The sequence below is a fragment of the Gemmatimonadota bacterium genome (assembly GCA_016712265.1).
Classification (GTDB): domain Bacteria; phylum Gemmatimonadota; class Gemmatimonadetes; order Gemmatimonadales; family Gemmatimonadaceae; genus RBC101.
Window position 1 is genome coordinate 1,018,663 of the sequence record JADJRJ010000028.1, and the last position, 12,736, is coordinate 1,031,398.

A 12,736-nucleotide genomic window follows, 5' to 3' on the forward strand; every position below is an offset into this window, starting at 1 on the left:
GCACTGCTCCTGCATCCCATGAACCGACTCGTCGTTGTAGCGGCCCTCGCGGCCGCGTCCTCGCTCACCGCCCAGGATCCCCGGCGCCCGTTCGGCACCCAGCGCGAACAGGCCGAAATGCAACAGCGCTGGCTCAAGCGCCGCATGGAGACGATCCTCCCTGGCCTCATGCGCAAGCATGGCGTGGATATGTGGGTGATTCCCACGCGGGAGTACAACGAGGACCCGACCTTCAGCTCGCTCGTGTCGCCGACGACGTTCTATGCGCGCCGCCGCACGATTTACGTCTTTTTCGACAAGTGCGCGAAAGCGGCCACGGTCGATCCGGGCGATGGCTCGTGCATCGAGCGTCTCGCCCTTGGCGGTACCTCGCAGGGCAACGTGTACAAGGAGTACCGGGCCAAGCAGGTGGTCGCGAACCCGGTCAACACGCGGCAGGCCGAATTGTGGGGCGATGCCCAGTGGCAGGTCCTCAAGGAGGTCGTTGAGGAGCGCAACCCGCGTGTGCTCGGCATCAACGTGTCGCGCACGCATGCCTTCTCCGATGGCCTCACCGCCGGTGAGATGGAAGGCATGTCCACCGCACTCGGCAAACGCTGGACCGATCGCTACAAGCGCACCGAATTGCTCCCGCTGGAATTCATCGCTGCCCGGCTTCCGGAAGAGGAGCAGTTCTACGAGAAGCTCACGCAGTTCGTGCACACGCAGGTCGGGAAGATGTTCTCGAACGAGGTGATCACCCCGGGGGTGACCCGCACTCAGGACCTCGTGTGGTGGTGGCGACAAATGGTCGCCGACCACGGACTCACCACCTGGTTCCAACCGTCCATCGCCATTCAGCGCAAGGGATCACTCCCCGAATTGCTGGGTGACAACGCGATCATCGAACCTGGCGACGTACTCTGGTGTGACGTGGGCGTCACGGCGCTCCGCCTCAACACCGACACCCAACACAGCGGGTATGTCCTCGCGGCCGGCGAGACCGAGGTGCCCGCAGGGATCCGCAAGGCGCTGGCGAACTCCAACCGGCTTCAGGATATCCTGTTCGAGGAGACCCGCCCGGCCCGCTCCGGCAATGAGATCCTGCGTGGCTCCCTCGCAAAGCTGAAGGCCGAGGGGGTCATGGGGACGATGTACTCGCACCCCATCGGGATGCACGGCCATGGAGCCGGGCCGGTCATCGGACTGTGGGACTACCAGGACGGGGTCCCGGGTCGCGGTGACGCCCCCGTGATCCCCGGCATGTGGTTCTCGTCGGAGTTGCAGACGACGAGTCCAGTCCCCGAGTGGGGCGGCCAGCCGCTCCGCGTCGCACAAGAAGAGGACTTCATTGTCGGACAGGACGGCAAGCCACGTTGGGCCTTCAAGCGTCAGTCGGAGTTCCACCTCGTGCGCCCGAAGCCTGCGAGCTGAGCCTTATATTCCTCTCGACGCGCCGCCGCCGGCGGCGCCACACCGGGACGCATTCTGTGCAGCGCGGAAACAAGAAATTGATCGTCGTGGGTGATCGCGTCCTCATTCGGGTCGAGGAAGGGGAAGAGCGCACCAACGTTGGCCTGTACCTTCCCCCGACCGCCATTGATTCCCAGGCGGTCCAGGGTGGCACCATCGTCGCGACCGGACCTGGTAGCCCCATGCCGGACTTCAACGAGCACTCCGATGAGCCGTGGCGGGTGGGACATCGAGAGCCGTCGCCACGCTTTGTGAAGATGCAGGCAGAGGCGGGTGATTACGCCCTCTTCTTCAGGAAGGCCGCTGTCGAGATCACGTTCGAGAATGAGCGCTACCTGGTGGTGCCACAACACGCCTTGCTCGCCCTGGTGCGTGAAGGCTTCCGCGAAGACTGAATACCGCTTCCTCCCCTCGCACCATTCGTGACCTCATGATGTACGATGAACGCCTCGTCGCGCCGATGCGCGAGGACCTGACCCGGATTGGCTTCACCGAATTGCGCACCGCGCAGGCCGTGGACGAAGCCCTTCCAGCGCAAACTGGTACCACCCTCGTGGTGGTCAACTCGGTCTGCGGCTGCTCGGCACGCATGGCGCGCCCAGCCGTGCGCATGGCGCTCGAGGCCGATGTCCCGCGCCCAGACCACCTGGCGACCGTCTTTGCCGGGCAGGATACCGACGCCGCAGCGCGCGCGCGTTCGTACTTCACCGGCTATCCCCCGTCGAGTCCATCGATTGCGCTCCTCAAGGACGGGAAGCTCGTGTACATGATGGAGCGCTGGCAGATCGAGAGTCGATCGGCGGACGCCATTGCCGCCGATCTCGCGACGGCATTCCAGACGTTCTGCGCCACGTCACCCGCCTGATCGACGGTCCGTGCGTGGCGCCACGGTTACGCTACTCGCGGATCGCAGGACTGAAGGGGCGTTGGAGGTGGCCAGGACGCTGTCCGCGCGCCTCAGGGCGGCCGAGACGGGCAGTACGGTTGTCCTGATCGCCGACCCGGCCTTTCGGCCGCGGGCTCGTGGTGGAGCCACACGCGACCCGGGCGAGATCGTCGGGCCTGCCACCGTCCCCGCGCTCCTGGGGCGGCTCCCCAGGCAGGGATACGTACTCCTGGCCTTCCTGGGGCCCGTCCGGCAGCAGGTGGTCGCCGCCCTCGATCGATCAGCCCTGGTGGTCCTGTTCACGGACGTGGCGGTGGCCTCACTGCGTGCGGCGCAGCGCACCCTGCGCCTGCTGGTCGAGGTGGGCTACCCTGTGGACAAGGTCGCCGTCGTCGTGGTGACGGCGAATCCGCAGGCCCCGATCGATCACAGCGCCCTCCGCAGCGCCCTGCGTCGTGACGTCGAACAGGTCCTGCCGCGGCTCATCGTGAGCGACGAGGACGCCGCGGCCTACGACGCCCTCGTCGCCCGCATTCGGGGTGCCTAACGCGCCACGCGCACCCAGTGCAGTACTTCGCGCAGGCTCGGCTTCTTGCCGTACATCAACACTCCGGTCCGGTAGATGCGCGCCGCGAGCCACATCGCGCCGAGGCAGGTGAGCAGCAGGAGTGCCAGGGACGCGACCAGCTCGAGTGGACTCACCGTGGTCAGGCTCATGCGCACCGGCATGAGGATCGGGGCGGAAAACGGGATCAGGGAGACCGTGCGGGCCAGCGACCCATTCGGCGCAAACAACACCGGCGGCAGCAACAACAGGCTCGGGATGATGAGCATGACGAGCGGTGTCGCGACCTGCTGGGCATCCTGCGTGCTCGACACCATGGAGCCGGCGGCGGCGAACAGGGTCGCGAACAAGGTGTAGCCGAGTATAAAGAAGCAGAGAAAGAGCAGCGCCGTCCCGAACGAGACCGACGGGAGCTGGAACGAGGGCATCCCGGCGTTCAATCCGAGCGCGGCCTCGATGGGCTTGCGGAAGTTCATGAGGGTGAGCGCCGAACCCACCCAGACGAGTTGCTGGGTCATGCCGACCGCGCCAACCCCAAGCACCTTTCCGGCCAGGAGTTTGTCCGGCGGGATGGCCGCCACCACGACTTCAGCCACGCGTTGGGACTTCTCCTCGATGACCCCCATCATGATGGCCTGGCCGTAGAGCATGATGCTCATGTACAGCAGCAGGGCGATGCCGTACGCGAGGGCCATCGCCCCCTCGCCGGCACCACCGCGTCCCCGTTCCCCCAGGCGCTGGGCGTCCATCTTGAGGTCCAGCCGGGAGAGCAACCGGATGCGCTGCGCGTCCAGCCCCTCAGCCTCGAACCGGCGACCCAGGACGGCCTGTTTCACCGCTTCTTCCAGGCGTCGCATGTCCGGGACCGTGGAGGCGTTGCGCCCGGCATACCGGGAACGCTCCCCGGTGGCCGTGAGCGCGTCGAGCACCAGGTACCCCTCGCGGGCCTTGCCCATGACCGCGCGCGTCGCGGTGGATTCCGCTTCGGCAAGTTTGTCACTCGTCACCAGCTCGACCGCCGGTGGCGCGCCAAACGCGGCGAGGTGGTCGGCGACCCGCTGGCCGAGGCCGACCTCGCTGGCGTCCAGGATCACGATGTTCCCGGCGTCCGTCGATGGCTGCGTCTTCGTGGCGAGCCAGGCCGGCAGGAACATCAGCACCGCCATGAGCAGCGGACCAAACACGGTGGCGAAGATGAACCACTTCGACCGGACGCGCTCGAGGTACTCGCGCTTGATGACCGCAAAGACCTTATCCATGTCCACTCATCCCGTCTTCGATGCCGGAAGCACCGACTTTTTGGAGGAAGATCTGGTGCAGCGAAGGCTGGACCTTTTCGAACCGTTCGACCACGGCGCCGGCTTCCACCAGCCGCCGCAGCAACACCTGCATGTCGCCCCCGGCCGCCATCTCGACCTCAAAAAAGCGACCGGAATCGTCCACCCGTTGCACCAGTGATCGGTCTGCCAGCACGGCCTCGACCTCGGGCGACGCCGACCCGGCCAGCCCGAGCGCCAGGTGATTGCCGCCATGGCCGGAACGCACCGTGGCCACGGCGCCGTCCAGGACCTTCTCGCCACGGGAGATGATGCACACCGAGTCGCACATCCGCTCGGCGTTGTCCATCAGGTGCGTCGAAAAGATCACCGTGCGGCCGCGACGCCGCAGGTCCAGCACCGTGTCCTTGAGTGCCTGGGCATTGATCGGGTCGAGCCCACTGAACGGCTCGTCCAGCACGACCAGCTCCGGGTCGTGGAGCAGCGTGCCGATGAACTGCACCTTCTGCTGCATCCCCCGCGAGAGCTCGTCGACCTTGGCGAGCCCCCAGTCCTTCTCCGCGGTACGCAGCGAGAGGCGATCGAGCCATTCATCGATGCGCCGGTCGGCGTCCCGCCCCTTGATTCCCTTGAGTTCACCAAGGAATCGCAGCAGCCGGCGCACCTGCATCTTCTTGTAGAGCCCGCGCTCCTCGGGGAGGTACCCGACGCGATCCAGGATGCCACGCGCGTGGTTTGGGGAGCCCATGATCGCGATCGACCCCTCATCCGGGGCGATGATGTTCAAGAGCATCCGGATCGTCGTGGTCTTGCCGGCACCGTTGGGGCCCAGGAGGCCGTACACGGTGCCCACCGGGACCTGGAGGGAGAGATCGCGAACCGCCACATGCCCCGCGTAGCGCTTGTGCACGCCGCGGATGTCCACTGCCAGTGAGGTCATATCGAGAGGGGGCGACGTGGGAATATACTTGGAGTCGTGTTTCCACCTGCGTCTGTCCCAACGGCTCCCGCAGGCGCGGGGATTCGGTGGCCTCCGATCGGCTCCGTCCTCACGGCCGCGGCCGCGTCACTCCTGCTCCTCTTCCTGCTGCTCCCCGTCGGGGAGCTGGTGGTGCAGGGGGGCGCGGGTGGGGTGCGTCGACTCACGACCGACGCCGGGTTGCAGCAGGCGCTGGCCCTCACCGCCTGGACGGCCACCCTCGCGACGGCGGCCGGCGTGGCACTCGGAACCCCGCTCGCCTGGATCCTGGCGCGGCGCCGCTTTCCCGGGCGGACCGTCGTCTCGGCCGCGCTCGACCTGCCGCTCGTCATCCCGCACCCCGTGGCCGGCATCGCCTTGTTGCTGGTTTTTGGGCGTGAATCGGCGATTGGGGGAGTGTTGGCGCAGGCAGGGTTCGGGATCGTCAGCACGCCCCTGGGGATTGTGCTCGGGATGTTGTTCGTGAGTGCGCCCCTCTACGTGAGCGGGGCGCGAGAGGCGATGGCTCGGGTCGACCGGCGGTACGAATCCGTCGCGCAGACCCTGGGGGACACCCCCTGGCGGGCCTTCCGACGCGTGACCCTGCCGCTCGCCAGCCGGGGGTTGCTGGCCTCCGCCGTGGTGATGTGGGCGCGCGCGGTGAGCGAGTTTGGCGCCATCGTTATCCTGGTGCACCACCCGCGCACGGTGAGTGTGTTGAGCTATGACCGCTTTACCACCTACGGCCTCACCGAGGTGATTCCGGTCGCGGCGGCGCTCGTCCTGCTGGCCCTGCTCCCCCTCGTGGCGCTGCGGGCGTTGCGACGCGGCGAGGAGCGGCGCGCATGATCCGCGTGGCCAACCTGCGAGCAGCCGCCGGGGAGTTTCGCCTGCAGGACGTGTCCTTCACGGTCCCCACGGGGGCATGGGGGGTCGTGATCGGTCCGGCCGGTTCGGGGAAGACGACGTTGCTGGAGTCGATCGCGGGTGTGGTAACCCCGCTGGACGGCGCGGTAACCCTTGGCACACGGAACGTCACGCGGGCGCCGGTGAACGGACGACAGGTGGGCCTGGTGTACCAGCATGCCTACCTCTTTCCGCACCTGTCCGTGCGCGACAACGTGGCCTATGGGGCGCCGTCGCCGACGGTGGTGACGGACGTGATCGCGGCGCTGGCGATCGAATCGTTAGGCGCCCGCGACGTGGCCGCGTTGTCCGGCGGCGAACGGCAACTCGTCGCGCTTGCGCGGGCGCTCGCGCAACAGCCGGAGGTCCTGCTGCTGGACGAGCCGTTCAGTGCGTTGGACCCCAAGCGGCGAAGTGTGACCCGCCGGGTCGTGCGCGACTGGCACCGCACACGCGGCACCACCGTGCTGCAAGTCACCCACGACTTTGCGGAGGCGGGGCTCCTGGGTGATGTCACCGTCCTGCTCGATGCGGGACGCGTCCTCCAGGCAGGTCCGTCGTCCGAAGTCTTCCGCCGCCCGGCGACCCCGTATGTGGCCGAGTTCCTCGGCGCGGAAAACGTCCTGTCCGGGGCGGTGGTCGGTGACACCGTCATCGAAGGGGCGCCGCGCGCGGTGGAGTTCCACTGCGGTCCCCTCGCCTTTGTGGCCATCAGCGACGCGCCCGTGGGCTCCTGCCATGCGGTCATTCGCGGGGAGGAGGTGATCCTCTCGCGGGCCGTCCAGGCGTCGTCGGCGCGGAACCACTTTGCGGGCACCGTGACCGAAGTGGCACTGCATGGCGCGTACGCCCGGGTGACGGTAACCGTGCAGGGAGTTCCACTCGTCGCCCTCCTGACGCTACCTTCGCTGCGTGACCTTGCCCTCGAGCCGGGAGGCACGGTGCACGCCAGCTTCAAGGCCTTCGCGGTCCACCTCTGCTGACCCCTGCGGCACCACGTGACGTCCGCCCCCGCCAAGCCACGCCTCCTGATCGTTGACGATTCCGCGGACGACGTGGAACTCGTGCGACGCGCGCTCACGCGTGGGGGCGTGTCCGCCAGCATCACACGGGTCGATGACGCCGTCTCGTTCCGGCGCGCGCTGGCCGAGCAGTCGTGGGACCTGGTCATCGCCGACTACTCGCAGCCCAGCTTTGGGGCGCTCGCCGTCCTGGAACAACTGCGCCAGGCCCAGCGTGACCTCCCGTGCCTGGTGATGTCCGGCGTGGCCGGCGAGGATCGGGCCGTGCAGACGATGCGTGCCGGGGCCAAGGACTTCGTGTCCAAGGATCGGCTGCAGCGACTGGCGCCGGCCGTGCAGCGGGAGCTGGCCGAGGCGGCGCTGCGCCGCGATCGGGCCCGGCGCGAGGCCGAAGAATCGCTCCGCGAGGAACGGCTGCGTGGCGCCGGGGTCCATGTCCTCGAGGTGCTGCGGTCCGACGCCTTCACCAACGGCCGCGCGGTGGAGGTCTATCGCGACCTGACCGCCCTGGTGGCCCATGCACTGGACGTCGATCGGGTATCGATCTGGCTGTTCAATGAGACCCGGTCCGGCTTCCACTGTGTGGAGTTGTTCGATCGGCGATCGGCGATCCACAGCGACGGGCTCGCCTACGCCATCGAGGAGCATCCGGCATACTTCGAGGCATTGGAACGCAGCCGGTTCGTCGAGGCGCACGACGCGGCCTCCGAACACCGGGGAGCGGGCGAGGACACGGCCACCATCAGCGCCCAGCTCGACGCCGCCATTCGCGTCCATGGGGCGATGGTCGGGGCGCTCTGCCTGGACCACGTCGGCGGGCGACGACGGTGGCGTGGCGATGAGCAGATGTTCGTCGGGTCGATCGCCGACCTGGTGGCCTTGGTCATGGAAACCCAGGAACGCCGCCGCGCGGAACTCGCGCTCCGCGAGAGCGAGGTGCGGTATCGCGACCTGTGGCAGAACGCGCTGGACGGGATGCTGACCCTCGATCCCGCCGGGCGGATCACCTCGATCAATGCCGCTGGGTGCAGCTTGGTGGGCGCGACGCCGTCCGAGATCCTCGGCCGCGACTTCACCGAGTTCCTGGTGCCACGCGATGCGGACCTGGCGAGAGGGATCTTCACCAACCTGGTCACGACGGGGGAAGGGGTCCCTGGTCCGGTTGCGGTGTCGGTCCAACGGGCCAGCGGGCGGGCAGTGCAGGCCGAGGCGAGCGCGCAACGGATCGAGCGTGATGGGGACCTCGTGGAAGTCCTGGCCATCGTGCGCGACGTCTCGCAACGACGCCAGCTGGAAGCGCAGCTGCAGCAGTCGCAGAAGATGGAGGCCATCGGGCGGCTCGCCGGCGGCGTGGCGCACGACTTCAACAACCTGCTGACGGCGATCATCGGGTATTCCCAGATCGCCGCGATCCGCCCCGGGGTGCCGGCGCCGGCGCTGCTCGACCTCAAGGAGATCACCTCGGCCGCCCATCGTGCGGCCGCGCTCACGCGACAGCTGCTGGCGTTTAGTCGACGCCAGGTCCTCGAGCCCCGCGTACTCAATCTCAACGCCGTGGTCACCGGCATCGAGGTCCTGCTGCGACGGCTCATCGGCGAGGACATCACCTTCACGATCGACCTGGCCACCAACGTTGCGGCCGTCCTCGCCGACCCCAGCCAGCTCGAGCAGGTGGTGCTCAACCTCGCGGTGAACGCCCGCGACGCGATGCCCGACGGGGGCTCGCTGGTCGTGCGCACGCGGATGGCCGACGCCCCGGACAAGCCCCTCTCCACCCCGGGCAGTGATGCGGGTCCATTCGTCGTCCTCGAGGTGGCCGACACGGGAACGGGGATGGACGAGGAGACGCGGCTGCACGTCTTTGAGCCGTTCTATACCACAAAGGAACTGGGGACGGGGCTCGGCCTCTCCACGGTGTATGGCATCGTCCAGCAAAGCGGGGGGAGCATCGCCGTGGAGAGCGAGCCCGGTCGCGGCACGACGTTCAGCGTGTATCTCCCCGTCGCGAGCGGGGACGTCGCCGCCCACGACTTGCCGTCGGTGCCGAGCGGGCCTGGGGGGACCGAGACGATCCTGGTCGTGGAGGACGACGATCGGGTCCGGGCGCTGGCGAGCCGGGTGTTGACCCTCGGGGGGTACACGGTGCTCGAGGCGAGCGACCCGGAGGCCGCGCTGGCCCTGTCGGTCGAGCAGCGCGAGATCCACCTGCTCCTGGCCGACCTCGTGATGCCCGTGATGCGAGGGAGCGAGCTGTTCCAGCGCCTGCGCCAGCGGCGGGGGCAGCTGCGTGTGTTGTACATCTCAGGATACCGGAGTTCGGCGGACCGGCCGGATGTGGAGGACGCTGCGTTCCTGCCCAAGCCGTTCACGCCGGACATGCTGGCGGCCGCGGTTCGAGCAGTCCTGGACGCACCCAGCACGCGCTCAGTAGACGTGGTACCCGCTCGGCGTTAGGGCATTGGAGCATTGCCATCGCTGGACACTGGGGTTACCCCTAGTGTCCAGCGGCGGGTTCGGCGAGTATCCTCGCGCTACCACTTGGCTGCTGCGGCGCGTCGAGGCAGTCACCACTCCACAACGCGACAACGACGGGAGTCACGGATGACCGGACCACAACCGAAGGATCATGTCATCGACCTGAAGGCAGCGGCAGAGATGACCGCGCGACACCGCGGCGTGGCCACGGTGCAAGGGGCGCGAGCCGCCGGGGAGGGCGACCTGGGCGGGTTGTTCACGAAGGAGGCGGTGATCAAGCTGCTGGAGCGGCCGGACGCGCGGTTCCTGCGGTTCTACTATGGCAGGAATGCCAAAGGGGGACGCGAATTGGTGTTGGTCGCGTCAGATGCGGATGGGAATGACCTCACAGCACAGAGCGAGGCGCTCGACACGCACTATCCCTGTCCCCCGTGGTGCCCAACCGGCAGTACCCTTCGCGGCTAACCGTCGTTCACCCTCATTCTTCGAATCATGACCATCCGAAAAAAGAAGAAGACGCCCTCGCGGCGACAACTGCCCCCGGTCACCGACCAACGCGTGTCTCTGGAGACAGCGGCGGACTATACCCACCGATACCAGAAGTCGGCTCCGGCATCCGAGAAGGCCGGGTTCTTCTTTGCCGAGGGCCTGCGCAAGCTCCTCGAACAACCCGGTGTCGCGGGGATGCGCATCTACCACGGCCTCGACGAGTCCGGACGCTACCGCATGGTCCTTGTCGGTGTGGATGCGGAGGGGAATGACATCGCCAGGGTCTCCTCACGCCCGCGACCCAAGAGCCAATTGCGCGCCCTGATGGCGTCTGGCAGCGGGGAGGCGGTGCTTCTGGACACGCACTATCCATGTCCACCTTTCTGTCCCCGCGACTCTCCTCTCGCGTAATGGGGCCGCGCCTGCGGTGACGACGCTCCGGATCTGGGGTATTACCGGGCTGTTGTGGGCGGGGATCGCTTGGTGGCTGTCGCTTCGCTTACCGGGAATCGCGTGGTGGCAGCTGCTTGCTCTGAGCGGCGCCGGTCCACTTCAGCTCCCGCCCTTCCTCGCGGCGCGAGCCCTTGGGTCCAATGCGCCCCCCGCTCGAGTTTGGATCGGGTGGTGGGCGCTCGTCTTCTTCGCCGCCGACATCGGCCAGCTGGTCATCGCAGACCTGATCGGTTCCAACCTGTTGTTCATTCTGCTTGTCAGCCCGATTGAAGACGCTTGCATCCTCTGGGCATACTCGTTCTGGCAGCGGCGCCCTGTACTCCGCCTCTCGTTTCGCGTGGCCGTCCCCCTGCTCGCGGTTGTATCAACCGGGATCGCGGTCTATGCCGGAGAGGCAGGGGACTTCCAGGCGGTCTCCGGCCCCTTCCGACTCCTGATCATCACGGCGGCCATCGCGTTCACCCTTGTCACGCGCGCGGTCAGCGAAACCGGACAGATCTGGCAGCGCGATTGGATGTGGATTTCCCTCGGCGCCATCCTCTACTATGCCGCGTTCGTCGTGGTGCCGCCGATCTCCAAGGCGCTCATGACCCAGAGCGTTGAACTTGCCCAGCTTGTATATGTTGTGAAGGCGGTCGTCGACATGGCGGCCTTCCTCATGATCTGGAAGGGAATGCGATGCCCGGTGGAAACCTCTTCGCCGTCTACGTTGCCGCGGTCCTCGCGGTCCTCGTAATCGTCGCTGCCCTTGGGGCCGCCCTGGTCATCTACCAGCGCCGGTTCCTCGCCCTCCATCGCGACTACACCCGCAAGCTCATCGCGGCCCACGAAGAGGAGCGCGCCTACGTCGCGCGCGAGGTGCACGACGACGCCCTCCAGCGCGTTGCCCTCATCCAGCACGACATCGGCGACTGGATCGACGCCAGGCAGCACATGTCCACGCAGGACCGCGTCACCACCCAGGCGTTCCGCGACGAACTGGCCGACCTCGGGGTCATGCTCCGGCGGGTCGCCCACCGCCTCCACCCGGCCATCATCGACCAGGGCGGGCTCCTCCCGGCGCTGCAACAACTGGCCGACGACACCAATCGCATCACCTCCCTCGACGTCACCACGCGCCTCCCGCAGGCGGCCGACAAGGTGCTGGACCGGGAACGCTCGCTGATCGTCTTCCGGATCGCGCAGGAGGCGATCCGCAACGTGATCAAGCACGCCCGCGCCACGAAGGCCGAGATCGCCGTCGAGCTATCATCCGGCACCCTGGTCATGACCCTGGTCGACAACGGGGCCGGCTTCGACTCCGGGGACGCCTCCAAGGCGGCCGGGCTCGGCATGATCAGCATGTCCGAGCGAGCTCGGCTGGCCGAGGGCACCTTCACGGTCTGGTCGAAACCCGGCGAAGGCACCACCATTCGTGTGACCGTCCCCGTCAGCCCCCAGCCCGATGCGCCGAGCGACCGTACTGATTTGCGATGACCACCCGATGGTCAGTCAGGGCCTGAAAGGCCTGCTGCGCTCGAATTTCGTGTCGGTGGGGATTGTCAACGATGGACGCGAGCTGATCACGACTCTGCAGCGCGCGCGGCCCGATGTGCTCCTGCTCGATCTCTCGATGCCGCACATCAATGGGTTGGAACTCCTGCCGCAGGTCCGGGAGGTTCTGCCGACGGTCAAGGTGATCATCGTGACCATGCACGTGGATCGTGCGCTCGCCGACCTGGCGATCAGTGCAGGCGCCCACGGGTTCATCCCCAAGGAAGCGTCGGCGGACGAATTGAACGCAGCGATCGAACATGTCCTGAGTGAAACGAAGCCGTTCATTTCCCCGCACATTCCGCGGCGGTCATTTCGTGACAAAGCCGCGGTGCAACATCCCGAGCTCGACCGCCTCACGCCGCGCCATCGGCAGATCCTCCGGATGATCGGCGATGGCAAGTCGTCGCAAGAGATGGCGGAGCTGCTCGGGGTGAGCCCGCGGACGATCGAGTTCCATCGTGCCAGCATCCGCAAAGCGCTGGGGATCACCACGGAATGGGGCCTCCTCCGCTTCTCCATCATGATGCGCGTGGCCGAGTCGGACGAGCCGGAAGGGGAAGACATTCCGCCCGATCACACGGAACCCATCGAAGATTGAGCGCATCATGACACCTTTTCGCTGCGTTTCACGCGTATAAGGTGTCGGGTGGGAGCACGTGACAGACGCGTGACGGTGGGATGAGAAAAAAGGGAACCCGACCTCGTACTTCTCCGAGT

14 protein-coding genes are annotated in these 12,736 nt (G+C 67.1%); 12 read left to right on the plus strand and 2 right to left on the minus strand.

The genetic code is table 11. The annotated features are described in order from the left end of the window. Window positions 1-18 precede the first annotated feature (18 nt). From IPK85_11180 to IPK85_11195, 4 genes are read left to right on the plus strand one after another with little or no spacing between them, the layout of a single operon-like run. Entirely contained in the window at window positions 19-1,413 is a 1,395-nt protein-coding gene (locus tag IPK85_11180) for an aminopeptidase P family protein (GenBank protein MBK8247945.1), read from the plus strand. Between the two features lie 56 nt (window positions 1,414-1,469). Next, on the plus strand, window positions 1,470-1,847 hold the full coding sequence (locus tag IPK85_11185) for a co-chaperone GroES (GenBank protein ID MBK8247946.1): 378 nt from the start codon (window positions 1,470-1,472) through the stop codon (window positions 1,845-1,847). Window positions 1,848-1,882: 35 nt separating this feature from the next. Next, window positions 1,883-2,317 (plus strand): BrxA/BrxB family bacilliredoxin, encoded by a 435-nt coding sequence (locus tag IPK85_11190; GenBank protein MBK8247947.1) that lies wholly within the window; start codon window positions 1,883-1,885, stop codon window positions 2,315-2,317. A 10-nt stretch (window positions 2,318-2,327) separates the two neighbouring features. Continuing rightward, the gene (locus IPK85_11195; GenBank protein MBK8247948.1) at window positions 2,328-2,885 is read left to right on the plus strand and encodes a hypothetical protein; all 558 of its coding nucleotides are present in this window, start codon (window positions 2,328-2,330) and stop codon (window positions 2,883-2,885) included. On the opposite strand, the gene IPK85_11200 is transcribed toward IPK85_11195, so the two are convergent. Both IPK85_11200 and IPK85_11205 read right to left on the minus strand, forming a co-directional pair. Then, entirely contained in the window at window positions 2,882-4,162 is a 1,281-nt protein-coding gene (locus tag IPK85_11200) for an ABC transporter permease (GenBank protein MBK8247949.1), read from the minus strand. The genes IPK85_11195 and IPK85_11200 overlap by 4 nt on opposite strands. Then, window positions 4,155-5,120 (minus strand): ATP-binding cassette domain-containing protein, encoded by a 966-nt coding sequence (locus tag IPK85_11205; GenBank protein MBK8247950.1) that lies wholly within the window; start codon window positions 5,118-5,120, stop codon window positions 4,155-4,157. The genes IPK85_11200 and IPK85_11205 overlap by 8 nt, the downstream gene beginning before the upstream one ends. Window positions 5,121-5,156: 36 nt before the next feature. Here IPK85_11205 and IPK85_11210 point away from each other — a divergent pair, with 36 nt between their 5' ends. From IPK85_11210 to IPK85_11245, 8 genes are all read left to right on the plus strand, one after another. Beyond that, on the plus strand, window positions 5,157-5,987 hold the full coding sequence (locus IPK85_11210) for an ABC transporter permease (GenBank protein MBK8247951.1): 831 nt from the start codon (window positions 5,157-5,159) through the stop codon (window positions 5,985-5,987). Beyond that, window positions 5,984-7,027: an ABC transporter ATP-binding protein gene (locus tag IPK85_11215; protein MBK8247952.1), complete on the plus strand. Its 1,044-nt coding sequence runs from the start codon at window positions 5,984-5,986 to the stop codon at window positions 7,025-7,027. The genes IPK85_11210 and IPK85_11215 overlap by 4 nt, the downstream gene beginning before the upstream one ends. Before the next feature lie 15 nt (window positions 7,028-7,042). Further along, a complete protein-coding gene (locus IPK85_11220) occupies window positions 7,043-9,520 on the plus strand; it encodes a response regulator (GenBank protein ID MBK8247953.1) in 2,478 nt (825 codons plus the stop codon). 147 nt (window positions 9,521-9,667) lie between these two features. Further along, window positions 9,668-10,006 (plus strand): hypothetical protein, encoded by a 339-nt coding sequence (locus IPK85_11225; protein ID MBK8247954.1) that lies wholly within the window; start codon window positions 9,668-9,670, stop codon window positions 10,004-10,006. Between the two features lie 27 nt (window positions 10,007-10,033). Beyond that, the gene (locus IPK85_11230) at window positions 10,034-10,441 is read left to right on the plus strand and encodes a hypothetical protein (protein ID MBK8247955.1); all 408 of its coding nucleotides are present in this window, start codon (window positions 10,034-10,036) and stop codon (window positions 10,439-10,441) included. Window positions 10,442-10,457: 16 nt separating this feature from the next. Continuing rightward, window positions 10,458-11,219, plus strand: coding sequence for a hypothetical protein (locus IPK85_11235; GenBank protein MBK8247956.1), 762 nt, complete (start codon window positions 10,458-10,460; stop codon window positions 11,217-11,219). After that, on the plus strand, window positions 11,162-11,959 hold the full coding sequence (locus IPK85_11240) for a hypothetical protein (GenBank protein MBK8247957.1): 798 nt from the start codon (window positions 11,162-11,164) through the stop codon (window positions 11,957-11,959). The genes IPK85_11235 and IPK85_11240 overlap by 58 nt, the downstream gene beginning before the upstream one ends. Continuing rightward, window positions 11,928-12,617 carry a response regulator transcription factor gene (locus IPK85_11245; protein MBK8247958.1) on the plus strand — a complete coding sequence of 230 codons (690 nt, stop codon included), beginning with the start codon at window positions 11,928-11,930 and terminating at the stop codon, window positions 12,615-12,617. Before IPK85_11240 ends, IPK85_11245 begins: the two co-directional genes overlap by 32 nt. The last annotated feature ends 119 nt before the right edge of the window (window positions 12,618-12,736 follow it).

Bases quoted from the DNA above. Each gene is read 5' to 3' on its own strand.
- IPK85_11180 (MBK8247945.1), top strand. From the start codon at position 19: ATGAACCGACTCGTCGTTGTAGCGGCCCTCGCGGCCGCGTCCTCGCTC.
- IPK85_11190 (MBK8247947.1), top strand. From the start codon at position 1,883: ATGATGTACGATGAACGCCTCGTCGCGCCGATGCGCGAGGACCTGACC.
- IPK85_11200 (MBK8247949.1), bottom strand. From the start codon at position 4,162: ATGGATAAGGTCTTTGCGGTCATCAAGCGCGAGTACCTCGAGCGCGTC.
- IPK85_11205 (MBK8247950.1), bottom strand. From the start codon at position 5,120: ATGACCTCACTGGCAGTGGACATCCGCGGCGTGCACAAGCGCTACGCG.
- IPK85_11215 (MBK8247952.1), top strand. From the start codon at position 5,984: ATGATCCGCGTGGCCAACCTGCGAGCAGCCGCCGGGGAGTTTCGCCTG.
- IPK85_11225 (MBK8247954.1), top strand. From the start codon at position 9,668: ATGACCGGACCACAACCGAAGGATCATGTCATCGACCTGAAGGCAGCG.
- IPK85_11230 (MBK8247955.1), top strand. From the start codon at position 10,034: ATGACCATCCGAAAAAAGAAGAAGACGCCCTCGCGGCGACAACTGCCC.
- IPK85_11240 (MBK8247957.1), top strand. From the start codon at position 11,162: ATGCCCGGTGGAAACCTCTTCGCCGTCTACGTTGCCGCGGTCCTCGCG.
- IPK85_11245 (MBK8247958.1), top strand. From the start codon at position 11,928: ATGCGCCGAGCGACCGTACTGATTTGCGATGACCACCCGATGGTCAGT.